Raw genomic sequence first — 22,183 nt, forward strand, 5'->3', positions numbered from 1 at the left:
GTTTGGTCAGTCCGTTGATTGCGGCGCAGATGTTCACCTTTCAAAAAGGCACTGACGGTTTGAAGGACCTGACGCCTGCGCCCGAGGCCGTCATCCCGAAGTTTCTGAAACTGACGCAGAGCATCAGTTCGCAATAGCCGCATCACCCGCCATACAAATGTGGGTAACCGGCTAATCAGTTAACCGTGCCGTTCCGAACAAACGCACGCGGTTCAGTTCTCCCTTGTGTGCTTGCAGCAAAATGGGGGCAGTTCCGCCAGGCATCTCCACGTAAACTTCTGCGGCCGTGACCCAGCCTGCACGCCACGCCGCGCAAGCCACCGCACTGGCACTGGTGCCCGATGACGCCGTCGGCCCTTCGCCGCGTTCGAATACCCGCGCGATGATCCGCTGCGCTGATCCGCGCGCGGCCCATTGCAGGTTCACACCCGCCGGACAAGGATTGCCAACGCCGGTCGGCATTGCGTAGGCAATCCGGGTCAGGCCTTCGGTCAGCGGTGAAACGCGCATCTGATCGTTGCTCGGCAAAGCGGCCGCATCGCTGAGCAGCGTCACGCAATGCGGATTGCCGATACGCACGAACTGGCTGTGGCGCCACGCGGGATCGAGTTGCGCCAAGGCAGGAACATGGCTCACGTCCCGCCCATTGAGCTCACGGCTTTCGACATTCTGCGCACCGACTGCCGATGGGCCGAATCCGGGTTGGCCGAGGTCAAGCCAAAAGCCTTTTACGCCTTCGACTTCGGCCGGTTTCACCGAGGTTTCCACCGGTTGGCCCTTGTCGTGATGGACGCGCAGCAGCGCCCCATGTGCCGGCAGCACACCTTGCTCGCTCAGCGCTTGGGAGAAAATCGTCAGGCCGTTGCCGCTGCGTTCGGCGAGTGTGCCGTCGGTGTTGACGATCAAGACATCAAACGGCGGCGCGGCCTGAAACGGGCCAACCAGCAACCCGTCGCTGCGGTGGGATTTGCTCCCCTCAGGTGCCTGCCCCTCGGGCCAGTCGCAACAAAGCGCTACAGCCAGATGACTCCACGCCTGCCGTGATGACGCACAGTCGGCGGCGCTGGCGGGTAACTCAATACCGGCCTCACGCAGCGCTTGGGGCGAAATCACCCCATAGAGGTTGCCTCGGGCATCGTAGAACTGCGTCATCACTGGCTCCTGAATCCGCGTTTGCAAAGCACATCACCTTACCGGCTGGCACGATCCATGTGGGAGCGGGTTAGGATGTGGGCTGCACGTCCCGAAGGCCTGCGATCGAACCTCGACGCCCAGTCACTGTCCTTCGGGGACGCGATGTTTTTTGCCAAGGATCGATATGACCAGCCTCACCCCCCAAGACACCTTCGTCCCCGGACGCCTGCAACAGATCTCCACACGCATCGCGTTCTTCATCGCCGGGCTCGGCATCGCCGCGTGGGCGCCGCTGGTGCCGTACGCCAAGGCTCGGGCCGGACTCGATGAGGGCACGCTGGGACTGTTGTTGTTATGTCTGGGCGTCGGTTCGATCCTGGCGATGCCATTGGCGGGGATTCTCGCGGCGCGGTTCGGCTGTCGCCGCGTGGCAACCGGCGGCACGCTGCTGATCTGCGCGGCGTTACCGTTGCTGGCGACGGTGTCATCGATACCGGCATTGGTCGCCACGCTGTTCATGTTCGGCGCAGGGCTGGGCACGGTGGATTCGACGGTGAACCTGCAAGCGGTGATCGTCGAACGCGCCAGCGGCAAGCACATGATGTCGGGCTTTCACGGCTTGTTCAGTCTCGGCGGGATTGTAGGCGCGGCCGGCGTCAGCGCCCTGCTCGGCCTTGGGCTGACACCGCTGACGGCAATGCTGGTGGTGGTGGCGGTGCTGTTTGCCGCGTTGTGCAAGTGCGTGCCCCATATGCTGCCTTACGGTAGCGAAAGCGCCGGCCCGGCATTTGCCGTACCGCACGGCATCGTGCTGTTTATTGGCGGGATGTGCTTGATCGTGTTTCTCACCGAAGGCGCGGCGTTGGACTGGAGTGCGGTGTTCCTGACGCAGGAACGCGGGATCGAAACCGCGTACGCCGGTTTGGGTTATGCCGCGTTTGCCCTGACCATGACCGCAGGACGCTTGATGGGTGACCGGATCGTCCGCATTGTCGGCGCCACGCGCATTATCCTGTTCGGCGGTTTATTGGCGGCGGCAGGCCTGTTTCTGGCGACCTTCGCGCCGAGCTGGCAAGCCGCGCTGGTCGGCTATGCGCTGGTCGGCGCCGGCTGCTCGAACATCGTGCCGGTGCTCTACACCGCCGTCGGTAAACAAACCGTGATGCCGGAAAGCATCGCCGTGCCAGCAATCACCACACTGGGCTATGCAGGGATTCTGGCCGGGCCGGCGGTGATTGGTTTTGTTGCCCATGCCAGCAGTTTGAGTTTTGCGTTCGGGTTGATGGCGGTGTTGCTGGTGGCCGTGGCCATGGGTGGCAAAGTGTTGAAGGTCTGAACCGAGTGCACCTGCCGGATCAGGAGGACTTTTTGATTGTGCTGTTCTAACGCAAAGGTCAAAAAGTGGCGGCCTCCGTCAGCGCCTGCAGAAAATCCCCCTGTCAAAACTCACAAATCAGTTAGTTGACAGCGGCATTTCCTGCACCTAAGTTAAGTGCCGACGTGTTACCAAATGCGTCAAGCCAACAACAAGAAACACCGCCAAGGATTGGCGTCAAGCAAAGGTTCCAGCCCCGCCTGACTCACCTGGCGCACCTCTGAAAAAACTGAAACGGCGCTTGCCGTCGATTCCGCCTCTGTCGCTTTTGCGCCAAGTGGAATAGGCACGCTATTGCCTGCAAAAAACCCGACGCAACGGAAGAAAGGATGACTCTTATGCGTGACGTACACCCGTGCCCGCTTTCCACGGCGCAACAGGAAGTCTGCCTGGCGATCAGCCAGAGCCACAGCAATCTTAACTACCACTTGTGCGACGTCATCGAACTGCGTGGCGAGCTGAATCTTGAATGGCTCGAAGCCGCCATCCGCACGCAATTCCTGCAAACCGACACCTTGCGCGCGACCTTCGATATAGACGCGGCTACCGGCACCTACGCACAACACATTCAGCCTACCGATGCCCTTCCCGCCAAGGCGTTCGAAAGCCTGGACGTCAGTGATCACGCCAATCCTTTGGACGCCTACAAAGATCTGCTCGAGTACCTGCTGCACCAGGAAATGGATTTGCAACACGGGCCGCTGGCCCGTTACGTGCTGATCTGTCTCGCACCACAGCACTACCGCATGATCGAGTTGGCTTCACACCTGGTGGTGGACGGTTTCAGCCACGGCATTGTGTTCAGCAACATCACGGCCCATTACAACGCGCTCAGTCGTGGCGAGGCGGTCGAAAAACTCGAGCTGGCGCCGCTGTCGAGCGTGTTTGATGCGCAGGAGGACTATCGCCATAGCGACATGTACACCAAGGATCGTACCTATTGGCGCCAGTACTGCCTGAAGATGCCCGAGCCGACACAACTGGTGCCCGGTGATGCGCCGCTGATCAAACTCAATCGTCTGCGCAAGGTGTTCGGCGGTGAAACCCTGTTACAACTGCGCGCGGCGGCGGGCGAACATAAGCTACGCCTGTCGAGCATTCTGCTGGCGCTGTGCGCGACATACCTGCACCGCATGACCGGGCAAAACGAACTGGCCCTGGGCATGCCGGTGGCGGCGCGTCAGCTCAAGGCATTGCGCAATGTGCCGTCGATGGTCGCTAACATCCTGCCGCTGCACTTGTCGTTCACGCCTCAAAGCACTGTGCTGACGGTGGCGGCGAACGTGCAGCGACAACTGCGCCATCACCTTCTGCACCAAAACTATCGCAGCGAAAGCATGATCCGCGACCTGCACACCGAGCGTGGTAACAAGCCGCTGTTCAACACGCTGCTGAACATCGTTGCGTACGATCAAGGTCCGGGTTTTGCCGGTTGCGACACGACCATCCAGAACGTGGCCAATGGCCCGGCGGATCATTTGGGCATCGATATTTTCGACCGCCACGACGATGGTCGGCTGGAGATCGGATTCAACGCCAATGCCGATCTATATGCTGCCGAGGCTCTTGAACTGCACTATCAGCGCCTGACGGCACTGTTCGAACACTTCGCCAATTCGCCCCAAACCCTTGCGGCCGACTACGACTTGTTCCTGCCCCACGAGCAGCATCGCCATTACGCACTGCCTGCACATCAGGAAAAACTCCCGTTATTCGCCGAGGCCTTTGCCGACGCTGTGCGCGATTACGCCGAGCACCCGGCACTGTCGCAAGGCGCACGGACCTTGAGCTATGCCCGCCTCGACGATGACGCCACGCGCCTTGCGGTACATCTGCGTGAGCGTGGTGTGCAGGCCGGGGACTGCGTGGTGGTGATGTTCTCGCGCAGCCTCGAATGGGCAGTGGCCGCCGTGGCCCTGTTCAAACTTGGCGCCTGTTATGTACCGGTCGATCCGGATCTGCCCGAGGCGCGCATCGAACACATTTTCAGCGATGCCAGCCCGACCGTGGTGATCGTCGCACCGGGCAGTCAACTCAAAGTCGAGATCGCTGCCGAAAAACTGCTATGGCTGACTGCCGAAACCCTCGCGCAACTACCGACGGCGACTGAACCTTTGTCGCCATTCGATGCAGGACTGCCGGGCTATCTGATCTACACCTCAGGTTCCACCGGCAAGCCCAAAGGCGTCGAAGTCACGCAGCGCAATCTGGTGCCGATCGCCCGCACCGCCATCAATGCCGCGCAATTAAAGCCGCACGCGCGAGTCTTGCAATTCATCGCTGCCGGTTTCGACATGTCGGTGCTGGAAATCATGATGACCTTGCTCGCCGGCGCTGAACTGGTGATCACCGACAAAGTCAGCAGTAGCCCCGGAAGAGCTTTGGCCACACTGGTCAAGCGTGAAGGCATCAACCTTTTGGTGATGACCCCGAGCCTGCTTGCCTGCCATCAGACCGAAGACTTTCCGCAGGACACCGTGCTCATGCTCGGCGGTGAGTCGTGTACACCGGCGTTACTCGCGCGCTTCTCGCATTGCCGCCTGCTCAACGTCTATGGCCCGACGGAAACCTCGTTCGCCACCTCGATCAACGCCTGCTATGGCACGGGGGATCTGTCGATCGGGCCGGCCACTGCCAACACGCGCCTGTATGTGCTCGACGGCCAGCAGCGCTTGCTGCCACCCGGGGCCTGGGGTGATCTGTTCATCGGCGGCCCGGGCGTTGCGCGCGGTTATCGCAACCGTCCCGATCTCACCGCCAAAGGCTTTGTTGCCGATCTGCTCGACGGCGCGAGCACGATGTACCGCGCAGGTGACCGGGTGTTCTTCGATCACGCCGGGCGCATTCATTACCTCGGCCGCCAGGACAATCAGATCAAACTGCGCGGTTTGCGCATAGAACTGGACGAGATCAAAAACGTTCTGCTTGGTTGCGCTGGAGTCGACGACGCCGCGGTGATGTTGCGTGAACTTGTCCACGGCCCGGCCATTGTCGGCTATGTCGCCAGCAAGGACTCCAGTCTCGACAGTCAGCAGCTCAAACAGGCACTGGGCCGGCATCTGCCGCAGCACATGGTGCCGAGCGTGATCATGTGCGTCGCCCAATTCCCGCTGACGCCCAACGGTAAATTGGCGATGGATCGTCTGCCCGCGGCGGTACTCTACGACGCCTGTGAACTGTCACCTGCGCAGACGCCAGAAGAAGCGGCGATGTGCAAGCTGTTCGCCGAAGCGCTGGACTGCAACGAAGTGTTCGCCAACCAGAGTTTCTTCGACCTCGGCGGCCATTCGCTGCTAGGGCTGCAACTGATCAGCCGGATCAAGGAGCGGTTTGGTGTTGCTCTGGGCATCGCCGATTTCCTCGCAGCCCCCACCCCGCGACAACTGGCCCAGCGTCTGCAAAACAACAGCGGTGACAGCGATCCATTCGACGCCGTTCTGACGCTGCGCAGCGAAGGTTCACGGCCACCGCTGTTCTGCATCCATCCAGGCGGCGGGATTGCCTGGCCCTATGCCGGTCTGCTGCCGTTTCTGCCGGAAAATCAGCCGTTGTACGCGTTGCAATCGCCGATCCTGCGCGATCCGACGCGAGTCATCGAATCACTGGATGATCTGGCCGCGGAATACCTTCAACGCATCGTCGACCTGCATCCCGAGGGGCCGTATCAACTGGCCGGTTGGTCGGTGGGTGGCAACCTCGCGCTGCGTATTGGCGCGATGCTGCAGGCGCGCGGGCGTGAAGTGAGCTTCCTTTGCATGTTCGACAGCTACCCGCTGCAAGGTGGCCAGGCTTCGTTGAAACTTGACGACGCGATGATCATCAGCCGCATGACCCGCGCCATCGTCGGCACGCCCCGTGCAGGGCTCAAGGGGCTGAAAAGTGCGATGGAAGAAGTGCTCGGCAGCCGGCATATCGGCGATGAGTTCCTGACCCGTCTGGTAGACGATTCGAAGCGGATGCTGGAGTTGCTCGCACGTACACAGTACGAGGTGTTCAACGGTGATTTGCTGTTCATCCGCGCCACCACCGACATCCTGCGTCAGGACGAACAGCAGCCAGCCTTGTGGGCGCCGTACATCAGCGGTGAGTTGATCCAGCACGACGTTGAGGCACCGCATGAATGCCTATTGCAGCGGCAGTATCTGGAACAATTCGGCAAGCAGTTTGTCGAGGCGTTGCTGGAGCGCCAGGTAACGAACACGCATAAGCAACAGCAAATCCTCAGCGTGTAAGGGCTCACTGGACACCATTGCGGTGCCCGGCGAGAACCCCATGCAGGAGCAAGCCCGCTCTTGCATGGGGTGGCGGGTCATTAGCCTTTTTCGTCGATCCCTGCCTGCAGCGGCTGGCCGTCCAGATGACCGCTCAGGGTGACCGGGCCGACTTTCAGATTGCCGTTCTCAAAGGAAACCTTCGCTGCGTTTTCTTCCTTTTTCTGTGGCAGATCCAGCCCGGCTTTTACGCCGTAATCGAGGTTGCTCAGGTCGGTACTGCTGACCTTCGCCCCCCCCAGATCAACCTTGCCTTCACTCGCCGAAATCCGCGCGCCAGTGAGTTGCGTGGCGCCGCGAACAGTCAGATTCACACCTTGGCTAGCGCTGATGCCGGAGGCTTGTTTCACGCTGTCCTTGTGCGCGTATTCACCCTGCGCTTTCAGCGTTGGCTTGTAGTCGGTGCCGGCAAGTTTTTCCTTGTCGCTGGGTGGGTTTTTCTTCGCTGTCAGCCCCAGATCGACGTCGACCTTGGCGTGGGTCTGCGAGTCCTGACGGCTTTCGACACTCAGATTACCGGCGACTTCACCGCCGACGTTCTTCGCCTCAATCCGCGCCCCCGCCAGTTGCGCGTCACCCGCACTATTCAACACCACGCTGTCAGCCTTGATCTGGCTGTTCTGCTGCGTGGTGCCTTGCAGGTAATCCACGCCAACCTTGGCCCCGGCATTGAAGCCGTGATCGCTGCTGGCTTTTTCATCGGCTGATGTCGGCGTTTTGCTGCTCAGGTTGCCACCGGCATTCAGCGCCACGTTCCAGTTGTTGCGGCTGTCGGTGGACTGCGCCGACTCCTGCACGTAACCACCCTTCTGCGCGTCGATGCTGACGTGGGGTGCGCTGACTTGAGTGCCTTGCAGATGCACCGCATCACCGCTCAGTGCGACCGAGGTTTGGCTGTTGAGTTGACCACCGGTCAGGGTCTGCGAGTTCTCGTTGACTCGACCGATGTTGAAGTTGCCGCTCAGATTACCACCCTGATCACGGCTCTTCTCGCTGCTGGTTTTGCTACCGCCGCCCTTCAAACCACCGCCCAGATTGCTGCCGGTGGCGGTGTGGGTGTCGCTGGCGGCTTGCAGGTCAAGTTTGCCATCGGCCTGCAAATCGATGGCGCCCGCGCTGTCGATTTTCGTGCCTTGCTGGATCTGATTACCGCCGCTGCTCAGTTGCACGCCGTTGCCACTGATGCTCGCCACGTGGGCCTGAGTGTCAGTGGCTTGCTTGCCGCTGTGATCGAGCTGGAACCCGGCACCGAGATCGACGTTGGTGCCATCGGTGCCCGGCAAGGTACCGACCGTCAGCGAAGCGTTGCCGCGCAGGCTGGAGGTGTCGCTGCTCTGGCGATCATTGGCCTGATTGAGCGCCAGGTTGCCGTCAGTCTTGATACTGACGCCGCCCTGCCCACCGTCGAAACGGCTGCCTTCGAACTGCGCATCACCGCCCACCTTGATGTTCACGCCCTGGTTGCCGGCATAAACGCCGACCACGGCGGTGGAGCTGTCCTTGCTGGACGCACTGCTGCCCCCCGCCCCGCTGCCGGCAACGTTCACGTCTTCACCGGTTTTGGTGTAGACGCGCACGTCGACCTTGGCGTCCACGGCGTTATCGGTGCTGCTGTGGGTGTCGCTTGCCGCATCGGCGACCAGTTTGTCTGCCGTAATGTTCACCTTGCCGGCAGTGGCGTTGTACTCGGTGCCCTGATCGTGCAGCGTTCCAGCCACGTTGACGTCTACATTACCGCCCTCAAAACGGCTGACCACGGCGCTACTGGTTTGCTCGGTTTTGCTGGCACTGCCGTGGCCGACTGCGACGTCGATACCAACGTTCGGCTGACCGACATTAGCCAATGCATCCTTGTCCGGCAGCTTGCCGCCGATCACGTCTTTGATGGCGCCGGCAATCGGCCGGGCGATGTCTTTGTATTCGACGTTGGCGCCGATATCCGCCGACCAGTTGCTCTCGTTGTGGCTGCTGCTTTGGGTGTTGCTGGCGGCGCGGTTGTCGATTTCGTTGGCCGCAACATTCAGGCCGCTGCCAGCCTTCACTTGAGCGCCCTCGGTGGCGAGCTTGTCGGCATTGATCATCAGGTTGCCGCTGCTGTGCACGCTGCTGGTTTGCGCCGTGGTTTTGCTCGTGGTGTCTTGCGAAGTGCTGTGGGCGAAATCGACGCCACTGCCGGCGCGGTCGAGGCCGCCGGTGTAGTAGAAGCCGCCACCCGTGCTGCTCTTGTCGGTGGAGGTTTTGTGGCTGTCCTGCTCGGCCAGCAACGATACATTCCTGCCGCTGAGGTGGGTGTCGCCCGCAGTGGATTTGACCTCGCCGCCCTTGATCGTCAGATCGCCACCGGCCTTCACCTGCACGCTGCCGCCGCTGAGGCTGGCGCCTTGCTGGGTGACGTCATTACGGGTCACCGTTTGCTGCTTGTCTTCGTAATGAATCCCGGCGCGATATTGCTCTGGCGTTTGCTCTTTCGCGTAAGCGTCGAAGCCACGGGTCTGCGTGCTATGGGTGCTGTCGTGGGTGTTCTGCGCCGAATGCACGTTCACATCCCCCGCCGCATCGGCCGTCAGCGCGCCGTCAGCCTTGACCGTGGAACCGGCCACTTCGATGTCCTTGGCGCTTTTGAGCTTGAGGTTGCTGTCGGACACCAGTTCACTGCGCACCGTGGTGCTGTCCTTGGCGTTCTGGCGCGACTCGTCCTTGGTGATGCCGAAGAACTTGCTGTCCTTGTCGTGGTTGTTGCTGTGCGAGGTGTCCTGTACGCCGTCGATGACCAGCGAACCCTTGTCACTGATCACACTGGCGTCGGTGCCGCCACGCACCTGGCTGCCGCTGATGCGTACGTCGTGCGCCTTGACGATCAGTTTGCCAGCCGCGTTGATTTTGCTGCCCTGGTGCTGGGTCTGGCCCTTGTCGGCATCACCGGTCTTGCCGAAGAAACTGCCGCCGACCAGATCGCCGGAGTAGCTATTGTCGCTGCTGCGATGGGTGCGCGTGGCAGTGGCGATTTCCACTTGCTTGCCAGCCAGTTGCAAGTCGCCCGAGCTGTCCAGCTCGGCGCCTTCGGAACGCAACAACGCAGCGGTTTTCAAGGCGATGTTGCCAGCCTTCAACTGGGTGGTGACGCTGCGCTGCTCTTCGCTGCTGGTGTTCCAATTGGCTTTCCACAGGTGTTTGCGGTGGTTGCCTTGATCGGTCTGGGTGTGGCTTTCGGTGGCGGCGGTCAGGCGCAGATCGCCGCCGCTTTGCACGCTGAGATTGTTAGCGGCCTCGACCTTGGCGGCCTTCAATTCGGTGTCTTTGCCTGACGACAGTTTGGCGTCACGGCTGGCGATGATCTGGCTGCCATGTTGACGCGAATCAGCGTCGGTCTGGGTGCGGTCGTAGGTTTCCCAGGTGATGCCGATCGTGCTATTGCTCCAGTTCTCGCGCTTTTCCTGGAGCTTGCGGCTCTGGACCGTGGTCAAGGTCAGGTTGCGTTTGGCGTCGACCGTAACGTCACGGCCGCTGACATCGGTGGCGGCGAGGGTCAGATCCTTGCCGCTGTGCAAACCCACGTCGCCAGCGCTGCTGCGGATGCCCGCACGCGTCACTTCGAGGCTGTTGGGTACAGCTTCGCCGCTGACGCTGAGGTCACCGGCCGAACGAATCTGCACACCGTCGCGCCCCGCAACGTGTACTGCACCAACCCTGACACCCGCACCTTCGGCCGTGCTGACGATATTGATGCGTCCAGCCTGCATCGCGCCAAACAGGCTGGCATCAATGCGTTGATCGCCGGTGTTGCCAGCAGGGTCTACGGTTTTCACTTGGCCGCTGGCGTAATCAACCTGATTGCGCCCGACCGTGAGGTTCAATTGATCGCGGGCATTGATCGCGCCCTGGCTGTCGATACGCGGCGCGATCAGGTTGATCGAGCCCTCGCCGTTACGCAGGCCGCCGCTCTGAATCTGCAACTGACCACTGGCATCACGGGTACTCAAGGCCTGCAGTTTGCCGTCGTTCAATTCCGGGCGGCCGACCACCAGATTAGCGTTCGGCGTGTTGATGAAACTGCCGCCATTCACCGAGATGCCGTTAGGGTTGGCCAACACATAGTCGGCAGCGCGACCGAAGATTTCCTGCGCACCGTTGATGGCCGAGGGGTTGCGGCTGATCACTTCGTTGAGGATCACGCTTGCCGCTTGACCCCGCAGTTGCGGGTTGGCTGCCAGTTGCCCGGCGAGTTGTGATTGCCCGGCCTGCAACGCGTTGTTGAGCACCAGGCCCTGACGATCGACGTTGTAGTCGAGGAACTGATTGTGCGACAGACCCGAGCCGTTGGGTGCAACGATGTTGACGATGGGCACACCGCCCTGGGTTTGCAATTGCGCGGTACCGCCGGGGCCCGGGGCGACCACGACTCCGCCGGCCAATGCGCTTGGCAGGTGGATGGCGAAGAACAGGCTGGCAATCGCCCAGCGCAGTTTGCCCCGAGGAGAAAGATGAAATGCAAAGGTAGGTGCTGGCATAAAAACGTCTCCATGGAAGGACGGCATCACGTCGCGCGATTTTTCCTGGCCGTGGCTGTCGCGCTCAGATCCAACGGCTGTTTGTTCACTGCTTGATTGGTTTAAACAAGGGTCATATCTGCACACCCACACGCATCAGCCAGGTGGGCGGCTCGTGCTGCAAACCGTTGGGAATGTTGAGGGCGCGCTGGTAATCGAGGTCCACTTGCAGGTTCTTCCAGCCCAGATTCAGCCCAACACTGGCGCCGCTCAGGCGTTGGCCCTGTGCGCCGTGATCGGCCTTGATCCAGCCATGGTCGAGACCGACACGCGGGGTAATCTGCACCGGCCATTCGCTGCGCAGCGGCAGGCGCAACGTGTTGCGCCAGAGCGCACCGCTGGCACCGGAGGCGCTGCTGACCCGATAACCGCGCACCGCCGAATCGTCGGTGCCGAGCAGTTGTTCGATGGCCGGTAGCGGATCGGGGCTGTACTGCACGTTGAGCTGGCTCTGCCACTGCCAGGCTTGCGCGCCGAGCTGACCGTTGCGCCATTGGCTGAGGCCGGCGCGGTACTTGCGAAACTGCGCCTTGGGCAGGTTGTTGACCTGATGCTGTGAGTCGTCATCGGCGCCGAACCAGCGCAGACCCTGGGCGTAATTGACATCAAGGTTCCACACCGCGCGGTCGAGCCAGAACAGGTTCAGTCCGGCCTCGGCCACAGTCAGCGTCGGGCTCTGAATGCCCAGCCGGACGTTTTCCAGATAGCTGTCGACGTCCTTGTGCGCCAGTTGCAGGTTGGCGCTGAGCTGACGACTCTGGTCGCGCCACAAAACGCGGTCGGCACGCAGACTGATCTGATCGGTGATGCCGGTGGTGTGAAAGGTCACGCTGGGCAATTTGAACGGCGCACGATATTCGGCATGGCTGGCGAACACGCTGTACGTCCAGTAACCGTAAGGGATCGCGTAGTAGAGGCTGGCGTTACGACTGTAGCGATCACCCTGGTTTAACGTGTCGCTGGCGCTGAGGCTCAACAGATCGTTGAGTTCCAACGGGCTGTCGAGGCTCAGGCTGACGCTGTCGCGATCACGCCCGGTGCTGGCACTGCCAAGGTTGTCGAGCCCGGCATTCAAGGCCCAGCGCGACTGACCAGAGGTGCGCGAACGCAAGATGATCCGCGAGGCGCCAGGCTGACTGCCGGGCGCAATGTCGGCGGTGAGATCGATTGAGCGCAAACGGTTCAACTGATCCAGCCCCTGCTCCAGATCACGCAGGTTCAACGGTCCGCCGAGCATCCCGGGGAAGGCGCCACCCAGCGAAACCGGCAGGCTCTGATCGGCCAGTTCGATCGACTCGATGTAGCCTTCGTCGACCATGATGTCCAGCGACTGCCCCGCTGCCGGGGCGCTGCTCAGGTAGGGGCGACTGGCGATGTAGCCCTTCTCGACGTAGATCGCAGTGATGGTCGCCAGCAGATGATTGATCTGGCCGACGCCCATGCACGGCGACAATAGCGGTTTGAGGCGTGCGTTGAGCTTGGCGCTGTCGATCAGCGTGACGCCGCCGATGCGCGTGCCGCTCAGTGGCCAGCAACGCTCATCGGGGGTAACGGTTTGGGGAATGGCTGGGGTTACCGACGCGGGGCCGAACGCGCCGCGCTCCAGTTGCCGCTTTCTTTGTTCCAGTTGCAGTTGTTGCAAATCGCGCTGTTGCTGTTGTTGCTGGCGCAATACTTCCTGGCCCGGCGCGACAGGTTCGGCAGCTTCAAGCGAGGAGGCACACACGCTCAACACAAAGGCCGACAGCAGCGGGCAAAGCGTGAATCGACGACGATAAACAACGTGGAACGAATACGGCACGCAACTTCCTTGCGATCATCAAATGGCGCAATGCCACCCTATCAATGATCGTGATAGTCGGAGCCCTCCTACACAAATGCAAGACGCTTCCTACATCGCTTACACTTCTTAAACAATTGATTTACTTGCGTTGAATGTCAGCAGCAACGCCACGCCGCTGCACACTATCAGGGTTTCCCCGAGTGCCTGCGACCAACCGGCGAGCATCAATCCCGCGCCAATCAGCAGGTAATAAAGCAGCCCTAACAACGCCCCTGCGGTGCCCAGGCGATCCGTGTAATTGACCAGCGCAGAACCAAGGATATTCGGAATCGCCATACCGAACGCCAGCACCACCAGCAACATGGGCAAGATGAACGCACCGCTGTCCTGCATCGCCCAAACACCTGCACCACCGAGCAAACCGCTCAGTGCGGCGAGTCGAATCAATTGCAGCGCGTTGAAACCGCGGCGCAGCAGACGTTTGTTCAGCCATGCTCCAAAACCTGAGCCAAGCGCAAGAATCACGCCGCTGTAGCCGAACATGCTTGCGCTCAAACCAAGACGTTCAAACACAAAGGGGCCGAGACTGTAATAACTGAACAGTGACACGTTGAACAAGGCGATCCACAAGGCCGAGCGCCAGATCCCAACGTCATGCACCATGCGCCCCAGGGTTTGGAACAGGCCCACGCTGGACAATGGTTGCGCACGAGTTTCCGGCAAGGCGCGCCAACTCCACAGCCACAACGCCACTGCAATCAGCAACAGCGCACCGAGTACGCCGCGATAGCCAAACCCTTGAACCAGCCCCGCTCCGGCGAACAGCCCTAGCGCCGGACTGGCTGCCAGAGCCATGCCCACCAGCGAAAAAACCTGCGCCAGTTCCGCGCCTTGAAAGCGGTCGCGCAACAAGGTTTGGGTCACCACAGAACCGACAGCGGCGCCAAATGCCGCCAAGGCTTGGGCGATCAATAATCCCTGGAAACTCTGCACGCTCAAGCCGATCACGCAAGCCACCGCGTAGATCGCCAAACCGGCAAGCATCGACGGGCGCCGACCAATCCGGTCGCACACCCTCCCCCACGTCACCACGCCAAAGGCAAACGCCAGGAAATACACCGACAAGGTCTGCCCAGCCGCTTGCGGGCCAACGCCAAACGCACGGCCGATATCGCCGAGCGCCGGGCTGTAGAGGGTCTGGGCAATTTGCGGAAACATCAGCAGCGCAATCGCCAACACCAATAAATGTCTGTTGTTCATCTCACCGTTACTCCTCATACAAAAACTGCCGAGGAGTCTAGGGAGCAACGGATGACGTATTATCAAAACCCTGACAACTTATCGTTGATATCGGACAAACCATGGCCTGGCTCAATGCCCACACGAATTTTGACCCTGATCGCTATTGCGCGTCGGTCATCGGCATCGCCTCCAGCCTGGGCGGCGATCACGATTCCGGTCTACACCGCCATCAACGCGGGCAACTGCTTTACACCCGCCAGGGCTGCACCCGTATCACCCTGGCGCAGCAGTTGTGTTTGCTGCCACCGTCGCGGGCCGCCTGGATTCCGCCCGGTGTCGTCCATCGCGCGGTGATGCAACAGAGCGTGGATTACCGCTCCATCTACCTGACTCCCGAACTGTGCAGAGAATTACCGCAAGGGGTGTGCGTGATTGAAGTCAGCCCGCTGCTGCGTGCGGTGCTGGAGCCGATGGCATTGGCAGATTTCGACAGCGATTGGCAGCAAGGCAAATTCGTTCATCTATTGGGTCTGTGCGTGAGCGAGATTCGCGAGGCCGCACAACAACCCATGCTCTTGCCCTTGCCCCGGGACAAGCGCCTGACGGCACTGCTGGCGACACCGGAAAAACTGCCACCGGAACTGCAAATGCTGGAACGCCAGATCGGCGCCAGCAGTCGCACCATTGGCCGGATATTCCAGCGCGAGACCGGTATGAGCTATCAGCAATGGCGCCAGCAGTGGCGTCTGATGCGTGCCATGGAGTTGCTCGCCACCGGGCGCAGTCTCGGTTATTGCGGTTTTGAACTGGGCTTCGCCAGCGACAGCGCCTTCATCGCGTTTTTCAAAGCCATGACCGGTAGCACGCCCGGCCAATGGCTCAAGTAAGCACCTGAAAATGCCTGGCGCCACGCTCAATGACCGCGCCCACAAGGCATAACGGGCAAGCCTCAGGCCTGCGGGGTTTTACGGAAACCCACCGCCAGACGGTTCCAACTGTTGATGGTGCTGATCGCGACGGTCAGGTCGACCATTTCCTTGGGCGAGAACTGCGCCGCGACGACTTCGTAATCTTCGTCCGGGGCGTGGGTCAGGCTCACTTGAGTCAGCGACTCAGTCCACAGCAGGGCGGCGCGTTCGCGGTCGCTGAAGAACGGCGCTTCACGCCATGCGGTCACGGCGAACAGGCGACGTGGAGTTTCACCCCCCTTGATCGCATCAGCGGTGTGCATGTCGATGCAGAACGCGCAGCCGTTGATTTGCGAAGCACGCAGTTTGACCAGTTCAACCAAAGGCTTTTCCAGCGGCAGCTTGGACACGGCCGTTTCCAGGGCAATCATCGCTTTCAGGGCGTCGGGGGAAGCAGTGTAGAAATCGGTACGAGCTTTCATGGTGGGTTTCCGGGGCGAGTGAATGTGTGACTACGTTAGCCCCGGCGCGTGGTTCGACAAATAGCCAATATTCCAGAAGAACAGGAGGCCACTCAGACGTCAGATGACAACCTACAGCAAGCAGGTGATCGGCTTAGCGGTCGGAGCGCATCAGTTCTGCAACAGCGCCATCCATCGACAGCACGGCCGCACGATTGCGCCCGGCATTTTTCGCCTGATACAACGCCGCGTCCGCTTGCTGAATAAACACTTCAGGGTCGTCATTGCCACTTGGAATGAAGGCGTAACAGCCCAGGCTCACGGTGAGGTATTCGGTCGGTGATCCGCTGTGGATGATGTGTTTGTCGATCACGCTGCGACGAATCTGCCCGGCAATCGCCAATGCACCGTTGATATCGGTGTCCGGTAACAGCACCGCGAACTCTTCACCGCCGTAGCGCACCGCCAGATCGGTCTTGCGCTGACAGCAAGCCTTGAGCACTTGGGCGACTTGTGTCAGGCAATGGTCACCCGCGACATGACCATAGGCATCGTTGTAGCGTTTGAAGAAATCGATATCGAGCATGATCAGGCTTAATGGGCTGCTCTGCCGGGCCCCTCGGGCGAATTCGATCTCCAGCGAGCGCTCGAACAGGCGCCGATTGGCCAGCCCGGTAAGGCTGTCGTGGGTCGCGATCTGCTCCAGCGCCTGTTGCGCCTTACGCAGGTTTTTCTCGATCCGCTCACCGTCGCGCACCTGGTGGATGAACACCCAGCCGAAAAGACCGACGCCGAGCATTACCAGCGCAATGATCACGCTGGACTGAAACGCCCGATCGTACCAACCCTTGAGAATCGTGTCGCGCGACGTCCCGGCGGCAACCACCAGCGGATACGACGCCAGTTGCCGGTAGCCGTACAAACGCTCCACCCCATCGACCACCGAATTGATCATCGCAGTGCCAGACGGGGCTTGAGGCAGCAATGTCTGATAAATGCTGCCTTGCGCCAACGAAGAACCGATCAGGTTTTCGTCAAACGGTCGACGTGCGAGCAAAGTGCCGTCAGTCAGGCCGAGAAACATGATGCCTTTGTCGTCGAGGCTGAAGCTTTCGAAGAACCGGTCGAAGTACGACATCTTGATCCCGGTCATCAACACACCCTGAAAATGACCGGCCCGATCGTTGACCCGTTTGGAGATCGGGATGATCCACTCGCCGTTTTCACGGCTGCGAATCGCCCGACCGATGTGCGCCTTCCTCGAGGCATTCTGTTGATGAAAGCGGAAATATTCACGGTCGGCGACGTCCTTGCCAATGGGCAAGTCAGGGTACGAGGTAATCACCCACTGCCCCTTGCTGTCGAACAGGAACATGCCATGCAACTGCTCTAGTTGCTGCACTCGCCGAGCGAACGTTTTCTGCAACCGTGGTTTTTGCGCAGCGCCGTAACCATCGTCCTCGATCCAGTCAACCAGACTGGTCAGCACCAGATCCGCCGCCAGGAACGTGTCCTCGGCCTGCTGCGCCATCGCCCGTGTCAGGTTACTCGACGCCACCTGCGCCACTGCCAGGTCCTGACGCCGCGACTGCTCCAGTTGCAGATACAACAATCCGGACAGGCACAAACACACTGCCACGATAAACAGCACCGCAGCTTTGCGTAACGGCAAGCGCTTGAGCGTGCCGGGGACATGATGCGGGTCGTGAACGGGGATAGGCAAAAGCGTGTCCTGGACAGGTACGACAGGGGCACTAAGCCCGAAATCCTTGTGTTTTGTGAGCGTAGTTCACGGGTATGCACGGGGCAAACACCCCGCTCCCGCCCAGTTGTATCGGCGCACAGTGGATTTGGATGATCGCCGTTCGAATATTTATTAACGAGTTTTTATAGCTGCAACGGTAATGTTCACCAGCCTTGCGGCTAATAGCGCCACGTTGTCAAATGAGCTTTTGGAAGAGTGCCAGCGCGCAAAAGACCTCAGGTAAGAGCACCTGAAGCGTTATGCGGATCAATAGACAGAAAAAACCCGCCGTAGCAGGTTTATGCAAGTCAGGCTATCAAGCGGCGCCATACTGATTTTGCAGGGCATCCAGTCGCGCCTGCTCACTCTCACTCAAACCGCTGGCATCAAAAAGCGCCTTGCCATCCGGGCCATCAAGCCGGTAAACCTCAACGGTGAAAATGGCTCCGGCCGGCGCTTCAATCTTGCCCCACTTGCCGAACTTGTTGGGCAAGAGTTGCCAGGTCGCGCCTTCACCAGACTCCAAGCCACCGCTGATTTCATAATTGAACGCGTCGACAAACCATGGAACGGCTCGTTCAGGACTGACAATGGAGCCCTTGAAGTACGCGCGTGAAATTGGATGCGAAGTGCCATTCTGCACCGTCAACTCGATAACCGGCTGAGCAATCTTCGAGTACTTGTCAGCCTGCTGTTCCAGAAGTCTGGATCTCGATACAGCGAACTTCGCCAGCTCGCTTTTTGCAATCTCGGCAGAAGCAGCCTTGGACTTCAGCTCCTTGATTTCCAGCAACGCCTGCTCTTTTTTCTTCTGCTCGGTCGCTGCGCGAATAGTCGTCGCCATCGCATTCACGTCAGCAGCCGTCTTTCCGTCAAGACTTAAACTGTTGTTCTGCTGTACCCCGACCAGCGATGTATTTCCGAGACTCAAATTGCTCAAGGCAATCAGCATCAGGTCTGCCGTAAACTGTTTCTTCTCGTCAGGAGACAGATTTTCAGCAACTTTTTTAGACGACTCCTGCAAGGATCCTTCGGTGGTTGCGTCCAGTTTTGGATCACCACAACCGGCAAGTAATGCCGCGAACAGCCCGATCAAAAACATCCGTTTCATCTTTTTTCTCCTTCTGATAACAAAGCGAATCCGGGTAAAGAGCGAGGTGATCGAACCGTCGCTTCTTTCGATGCGGTACCCATACTGCCGAATAGAGTGATGATACCGCTTATACATGGATAGAACAGATATTGCCCGGGATGCCCCCACCGCGCCTACAGCGCTGCTCGTTGCTGAACGCGCGCCTGCAGTTGCCGCCCCCCCCCTATTAGAAGCTGCATGCTTACACCTCTTGAACAGTCATGCTGAAGCGAAAGAAGTAGAACGAGATTTCTTCTTCCTCAACACCCCTCAACTCGAGTCTGATTCTGTCGAGACCATCGTCAAAAATGGAGATATCACACAAATATCACGCGCATGAAAAAGGCCAATGCTGTGAACATTGGCCTAAGTCATTGAATCATATGGTCGGGACGGAGTGATTCGAACACTCGACCCCTAGCACCCCATGCTAGTGCGCTACCGGACTGCGCTACGCCCCGACTGGTTTTGTAAATCGCTCTTCGCCTCGAAGAGCGCTCAAGAATATATCGCAAGCTTTTGAAAACTGGAAGCATTCAAACGCAGCTTTTTATTTCTTGAGCACAACCAGCACATCTTCGAGCTCGGCAATCATCTGCCGGATCATCTGTTTGTATTGGGTGGTGTCATCTTTGGCTTCATCGCCGGACAGACGCAAGCGTGCGCCGCCGATGGTGAAACCCTGATCGTAAAGGAGCGCACGGATTTGCCGGATCATCAGCACATCCTGGCGCTGATAATACCGGCGGTTACCGCGGCGTTTGACGGGGTTGAGTTGAGGAAACTCCTGCTCCCAGTAACGCAGCACGTGTGGCTTTACAGCACACAGTTCGCTGACTTCACCGATGGTGAAGTAACGTTTGCCCGGGATAACGGGAAGTTCGTCGTTATGACTTGGTTCCAGCATAAGCCTCAACTCGGGCCTTCAACTTCTGCCCTGGACGAAAGGTGACCACACGGCGAGCCGTGATCGGGATTTCTTCCCCCGTTTTCGGGTTGCGGCCAGGCCGCTGGCGTTTGTCCCGAAGGTCGAAATTGCCGAAACCCGACAATTTGACCTGCTCGTTGTCTTCAAGAGCGTGCCTGATTTCCTCAAAAAACAGTTCTACCAATTCCTTGGCTTCCCGCTTGTTCAGGCCCAGCTCTTCATACAGACGTTCCGCCATCTCAGCTTTCGTCAAAGCCCCCATACGTCACTTCCTTAACGTGGCGTTCAACCTTTGTTCGAGCGAGGTGAGGATATTTTGCGTCGTCGAATTCACCTCATCGTCATTAAGAGTGCGCGATGGATGCTGCCAGGTCAAGCCAACTGCGAGGCTTTTTCTATCAGGATCAATACCTTTACCCTGATATACGTCAAACAGCCTGAGATCTGTGAGCCATTCGCCTGCATTTTCACGAATTACGTCCAATACAGCGGAGGCTGCGACGTCTTTGTGTGCGATCAGTGCAAGGTCACGACGCACTTCAGGAAAGCGCGACAACTCGTGGAATTTCGGCATTTTACCGAGCGCCACTTCAGCCAGGATCAGCTCGAAAACGAAGACAGGGCGGTCGAGACCGAGAGCCTTCGACAATTCAGGGTGGATTGCGCCAATAAAGCCGACCTCACGCCCTTCGCGCTCAATGCGCGCGGTTTGACCTGGGTGCAGCGCCGGGTGTTTGCCCGGAACGAAGGTGAACGTATCCAGTGCACCAGCGAAGCCCAGCACAGCTTCCACGTCAGCTTTGACGTCGAAGAAATCAACCGTATCGCGACCTTGCGCCCAGCCTTCCGGCAGACGGCTACCGCAAACAACGCCCGACAGCATCGGCTCTTGCTTCAGACCTTCGAGCTGACCGACAAAACGCAAACCGCTTTCGAACAAACGCACACGGTCTTGCTGACGGTTCAGATTGTGCTGCAAGGCTTTAACCAGACCTGGCCACAACGACGAACGCATGGCGGCCATATCGTTGGAGATCGGATTGGCCAACAACAGCGGCTCGACGCCCGGATTAAACAGTTCGAACTGTTTCGGATCGATGAAGCTGTAGGTGATCGCTTCCTGATAACCACGAGCCACCAACAGACGGCGCAATTCAGGCAGATCGCTACGCGCTTCGGCCTTGGCTTGGGGCGCCAGACGCGCTTGCGGGTAACGCACCGGCAGACGGTTGTATCCATACAAACGAGCCAGCTCTTCGATCAGGTCGACCTCCAGGCTGATATCGAAGCGATGGCTTGGCACTTCAACGCGCCACTGCCCTGCTCCGTCGGCGGAAATACTCAGGCCCAGGCCGCTGAGCAGACGCTCGACCTGCGCCGAATCCATTTCCATGCCCAGCATTTGGGTGATGCGCTGCGCACGCAGAGTGATCGGGGCGATCGACGGCAAGTGCTGCTCGCTGACGGTCTCGATGATCGGGCCGGCTTCGCCACCAGTGATTTCCAGCAGCAGGCCAGTGGCGCGCTCCATGGCTTCACGGGCCAGTTGCCAGTCAACACCGCGCTCGTAGCGGTGCGAAGCATCGGTGTGCAGACCGTACGAACGGGCCTTGCCCGCGACAGCGATCTGATCAAAGAACGCACTCTCAAGGAACACATCTCGAGTGGTCGCGGATACACCGCTGTGCTCGCCACCCATCACACCGGCAATCGCCAGGGCGCGGGTATGGTCGGCAATCACCAGCGTATCGCCGCGCAGGCTGACTTCCTGACCGTCCAGCAGAATCAGCTTCTCGCCCTCTTCCGCCATGCGCACGCGGATGCCGCCATTGATTTGGGCGAGATCGAAGGCGTGCAGCGGCTGACCGAGTTCTAGCATCACGTAGTTAGTGATGTCGACGGCAGCATCAATGCTACGCACATCAGCGCGACGCAGACGCTCAACCATCCACAGCGGGGTTGGCTTGGACAGGTCAACGTTGCGGATGACACGGCCCAAGTAGCGCGGGCACGCGGCTGGTGCCAGCACCTCTACCGAACGCACTTCGTCGTGCACGGCAGGAATGGCCATGACCACCGGACGGGTGACCGGAGCCGCATACAGCGCGCCGACTTCACGGGCCAGACCGGCCAGCGACAGGCAGTCACCGCGGTTGGGGGTCAGGTCGACCTCGATGCTGGCGTCTTCCAGGTCCAGGTACACGCGAAAGTCTTCGCCCACCGGCGCATCGACCGGCAACTCCATCAGACCATCGTTGCCTTCACCGACTTGCAACTCGGCTTGCGAGCACAGCATGCCGTTGGACTCAACGCCCCGCAGCTTGGCCTTCTTGATCTTGAAATCGCCCGGCAGTTCTGCACCGATCATCGCGAACGGAATCTTCAGGCCCGGGCGCACGTTTGGCGCTCCGCACACGACCTGGAAGGTTTGCGCGCCATTGCTGACCTGGCACACACGCAGTTTGTCGGCATCAGGGTGCTGCTCGGTACTCAGCACCTCGCCCACTACCACGCCACTGAATACACCGGCGGCCGGGGTCACGCTATCGACCTCAAGACCGGCCATCGACAGACGGGCAACCAACTCGTCGCGATTTACCTGCGGGCTAACCCAGCCACGCAGCCATTGTTCACTGAATTTCATCCTGCTCTCCTAAG

Annotated in this window: 14 protein-coding genes and 1 tRNA gene; 4 read left to right on the top strand and 11 right to left on the bottom strand. The window is 59.6% G+C overall.

Going from position 1 to position 22,183, the window contains the following annotated elements; translation table 11 throughout:
- Positions 1 to 171: 171 nt before the first annotated feature.
- The gene (locus AACY02_RS23345) at positions 172 to 1,152 is read right to left on the bottom strand and encodes a diaminopimelate epimerase (RefSeq protein ID WP_339433968.1); all 981 of its coding nucleotides are present in this window, start codon (positions 1,150 to 1,152) and stop codon (positions 172 to 174) included.
- A gap of 166 nt (positions 1,153 to 1,318) precedes the next feature.
- Here AACY02_RS23345 and AACY02_RS23350 point away from each other — a divergent pair, with 166 nt between their 5' ends.
- Together AACY02_RS23350 and AACY02_RS23355 are read left to right on the top strand one after the other, a co-directional pair.
- Complete coding sequence (locus AACY02_RS23350; RefSeq protein WP_339433969.1) at positions 1,319 to 2,470, top strand: MFS transporter; 1,152 nt, start codon at positions 1,319 to 1,321, stop codon at positions 2,468 to 2,470.
- A 377-nt stretch (positions 2,471 to 2,847) separates the two neighbouring features.
- Entirely contained in the window at positions 2,848 to 6,741 is a 3,894-nt protein-coding gene (locus tag AACY02_RS23355) for an amino acid adenylation domain-containing protein (protein ID WP_339433970.1), read from the top strand.
- A gap of 80 nt (positions 6,742 to 6,821) precedes the next feature.
- On the opposite strand, the gene AACY02_RS23360 is transcribed toward AACY02_RS23355, so the two are convergent.
- The 3 genes from AACY02_RS23360 to AACY02_RS23370 all read right to left on the bottom strand — a co-directional run bounded on the left by AACY02_RS23360 (position 6,822) and on the right by AACY02_RS23370 (position 14,370).
- On the bottom strand, positions 6,822 to 11,288 hold the full coding sequence (locus AACY02_RS23360) for a hemagglutinin repeat-containing protein (RefSeq protein WP_339433971.1): 4,467 nt from the start codon (positions 11,286 to 11,288) through the stop codon (positions 6,822 to 6,824).
- 112 nt (positions 11,289 to 11,400) lie between these two features.
- Positions 11,401 to 13,128 (bottom strand): ShlB/FhaC/HecB family hemolysin secretion/activation protein, encoded by a 1,728-nt coding sequence (locus AACY02_RS23365; protein ID WP_339433972.1) that lies wholly within the window; start codon positions 13,126 to 13,128, stop codon positions 11,401 to 11,403.
- A 108-nt stretch (positions 13,129 to 13,236) separates the two neighbouring features.
- Positions 13,237 to 14,370 carry an MFS transporter gene (locus AACY02_RS23370; RefSeq protein ID WP_339433973.1) on the bottom strand — a complete coding sequence of 378 codons (1,134 nt, stop codon included), beginning with the start codon at positions 14,368 to 14,370 and terminating at the stop codon, positions 13,237 to 13,239.
- 101 nt (positions 14,371 to 14,471) lie between these two features.
- Between AACY02_RS23370 and AACY02_RS23375 the strand changes: the two genes are divergently transcribed.
- The gene (locus tag AACY02_RS23375; RefSeq protein ID WP_339433974.1) at positions 14,472 to 15,239 is read left to right on the top strand and encodes an AraC family transcriptional regulator; all 768 of its coding nucleotides are present in this window, start codon (positions 14,472 to 14,474) and stop codon (positions 15,237 to 15,239) included.
- Between the two features lie 62 nt (positions 15,240 to 15,301).
- Here the strand turns inward: AACY02_RS23375 and AACY02_RS23380 are convergent, their stop codons facing one another.
- From AACY02_RS23380 to AACY02_RS23390, 3 genes are all read right to left on the bottom strand, one after another.
- A complete protein-coding gene (locus AACY02_RS23380; protein ID WP_339433975.1) occupies positions 15,302 to 15,742 on the bottom strand; it encodes a carboxymuconolactone decarboxylase family protein in 441 nt (146 codons plus the stop codon).
- A gap of 133 nt (positions 15,743 to 15,875) precedes the next feature.
- Complete coding sequence (locus AACY02_RS23385) at positions 15,876 to 17,444, bottom strand: sensor domain-containing diguanylate cyclase (protein WP_339433976.1); 1,569 nt, start codon at positions 17,442 to 17,444, stop codon at positions 15,876 to 15,878.
- Positions 17,445 to 17,781: 337 nt separating this feature from the next.
- A complete protein-coding gene (locus tag AACY02_RS23390; RefSeq protein ID WP_339433977.1) occupies positions 17,782 to 18,576 on the bottom strand; it encodes a DUF6694 family lipoprotein in 795 nt (264 codons plus the stop codon).
- Between the two features lie 115 nt (positions 18,577 to 18,691).
- On the opposite strand from AACY02_RS23390, the gene AACY02_RS23395 reads away from it, so the two are divergent.
- Positions 18,692 to 18,937, top strand: a complete 246-nt coding sequence (locus AACY02_RS23395; RefSeq protein WP_339433978.1) for a hypothetical protein — start codon at positions 18,692 to 18,694, stop codon at positions 18,935 to 18,937.
- A 44-nt stretch (positions 18,938 to 18,981) separates the two neighbouring features.
- Here AACY02_RS23395 and AACY02_RS23400 read toward each other — a convergent pair.
- The 4 genes from AACY02_RS23400 to pheT all read right to left on the bottom strand — a co-directional run bounded on the left by AACY02_RS23400 (position 18,982) and on the right by pheT (position 22,169).
- A tRNA-Pro gene (locus AACY02_RS23400) sits at positions 18,982 to 19,058 on the bottom strand.
- An 89-nt stretch (positions 19,059 to 19,147) separates the two neighbouring features.
- Positions 19,148 to 19,504: a MerR family transcriptional regulator gene (locus tag AACY02_RS23405; RefSeq protein ID WP_003179985.1), complete on the bottom strand. Its 357-nt coding sequence runs from the start codon at positions 19,502 to 19,504 to the stop codon at positions 19,148 to 19,150.
- Positions 19,485 to 19,787, bottom strand: a complete 303-nt coding sequence (gene ihfA / locus AACY02_RS23410) for an integration host factor subunit alpha (protein ID WP_002553164.1) — start codon at positions 19,785 to 19,787, stop codon at positions 19,485 to 19,487. The genes AACY02_RS23405 and ihfA overlap by 20 nt, the downstream gene beginning before the upstream one ends.
- Before the next feature lie 3 nt (positions 19,788 to 19,790).
- A complete protein-coding gene (gene pheT, locus AACY02_RS23415; protein ID WP_339433979.1) occupies positions 19,791 to 22,169 on the bottom strand; it encodes a phenylalanine--tRNA ligase subunit beta in 2,379 nt (792 codons plus the stop codon).
- Between the last annotated feature and the right edge of the window lie 14 nt (positions 22,170 to 22,183).

The sequence above is a fragment of the Pseudomonas sp. EA_65y_Pfl2_P78 genome (assembly GCF_963970495.1).
GTDB classification, from domain to species: Bacteria; Pseudomonadota; Gammaproteobacteria; order Pseudomonadales; family Pseudomonadaceae; genus Aquipseudomonas; species Aquipseudomonas baetica_A.

What these genes read in the sequence shown, in the direction of transcription:
- AACY02_RS23345 (WP_339433968.1), bottom strand. Translation starts at nt 1,152, where the DNA reads ATGACGCAGTTCTACGATGCCCGAGGCAACCTCTATGGGGTGATTTCG.
- AACY02_RS23350 (WP_339433969.1), top strand. Translation starts at nt 1,319, where the DNA reads ATGACCAGCCTCACCCCCCAAGACACCTTCGTCCCCGGACGCCTGCAA.
- AACY02_RS23355 (WP_339433970.1), top strand. Translation starts at nt 2,848, where the DNA reads ATGCGTGACGTACACCCGTGCCCGCTTTCCACGGCGCAACAGGAAGTC.
- AACY02_RS23360 (WP_339433971.1), bottom strand. Translation starts at nt 11,288, where the DNA reads ATGCCAGCACCTACCTTTGCATTTCATCTTTCTCCTCGGGGCAAACTG.
- AACY02_RS23370 (WP_339433973.1), bottom strand. Translation starts at nt 14,370, where the DNA reads ATGAACAACAGACATTTATTGGTGTTGGCGATTGCGCTGCTGATGTTT.
- AACY02_RS23375 (WP_339433974.1), top strand. Translation starts at nt 14,472, where the DNA reads ATGGCCTGGCTCAATGCCCACACGAATTTTGACCCTGATCGCTATTGC.
- AACY02_RS23380 (WP_339433975.1), bottom strand. Translation starts at nt 15,742, where the DNA reads ATGAAAGCTCGTACCGATTTCTACACTGCTTCCCCCGACGCCCTGAAA.
- AACY02_RS23390 (WP_339433977.1), bottom strand. Translation starts at nt 18,576, where the DNA reads ATGAAACGGATGTTTTTGATCGGGCTGTTCGCGGCATTACTTGCCGGT.
- AACY02_RS23395 (WP_339433978.1), top strand. Translation starts at nt 18,692, where the DNA reads ATGGATAGAACAGATATTGCCCGGGATGCCCCCACCGCGCCTACAGCG.
- AACY02_RS23405 (WP_003179985.1), bottom strand. Translation starts at nt 19,504, where the DNA reads ATGCTGGAACCAAGTCATAACGACGAACTTCCCGTTATCCCGGGCAAA.
- ihfA (WP_002553164.1), bottom strand. Translation starts at nt 19,787, where the DNA reads ATGGGGGCTTTGACGAAAGCTGAGATGGCGGAACGTCTGTATGAAGAG.
- pheT (WP_339433979.1), bottom strand. Translation starts at nt 22,169, where the DNA reads ATGAAATTCAGTGAACAATGGCTGCGTGGCTGGGTTAGCCCGCAGGTA.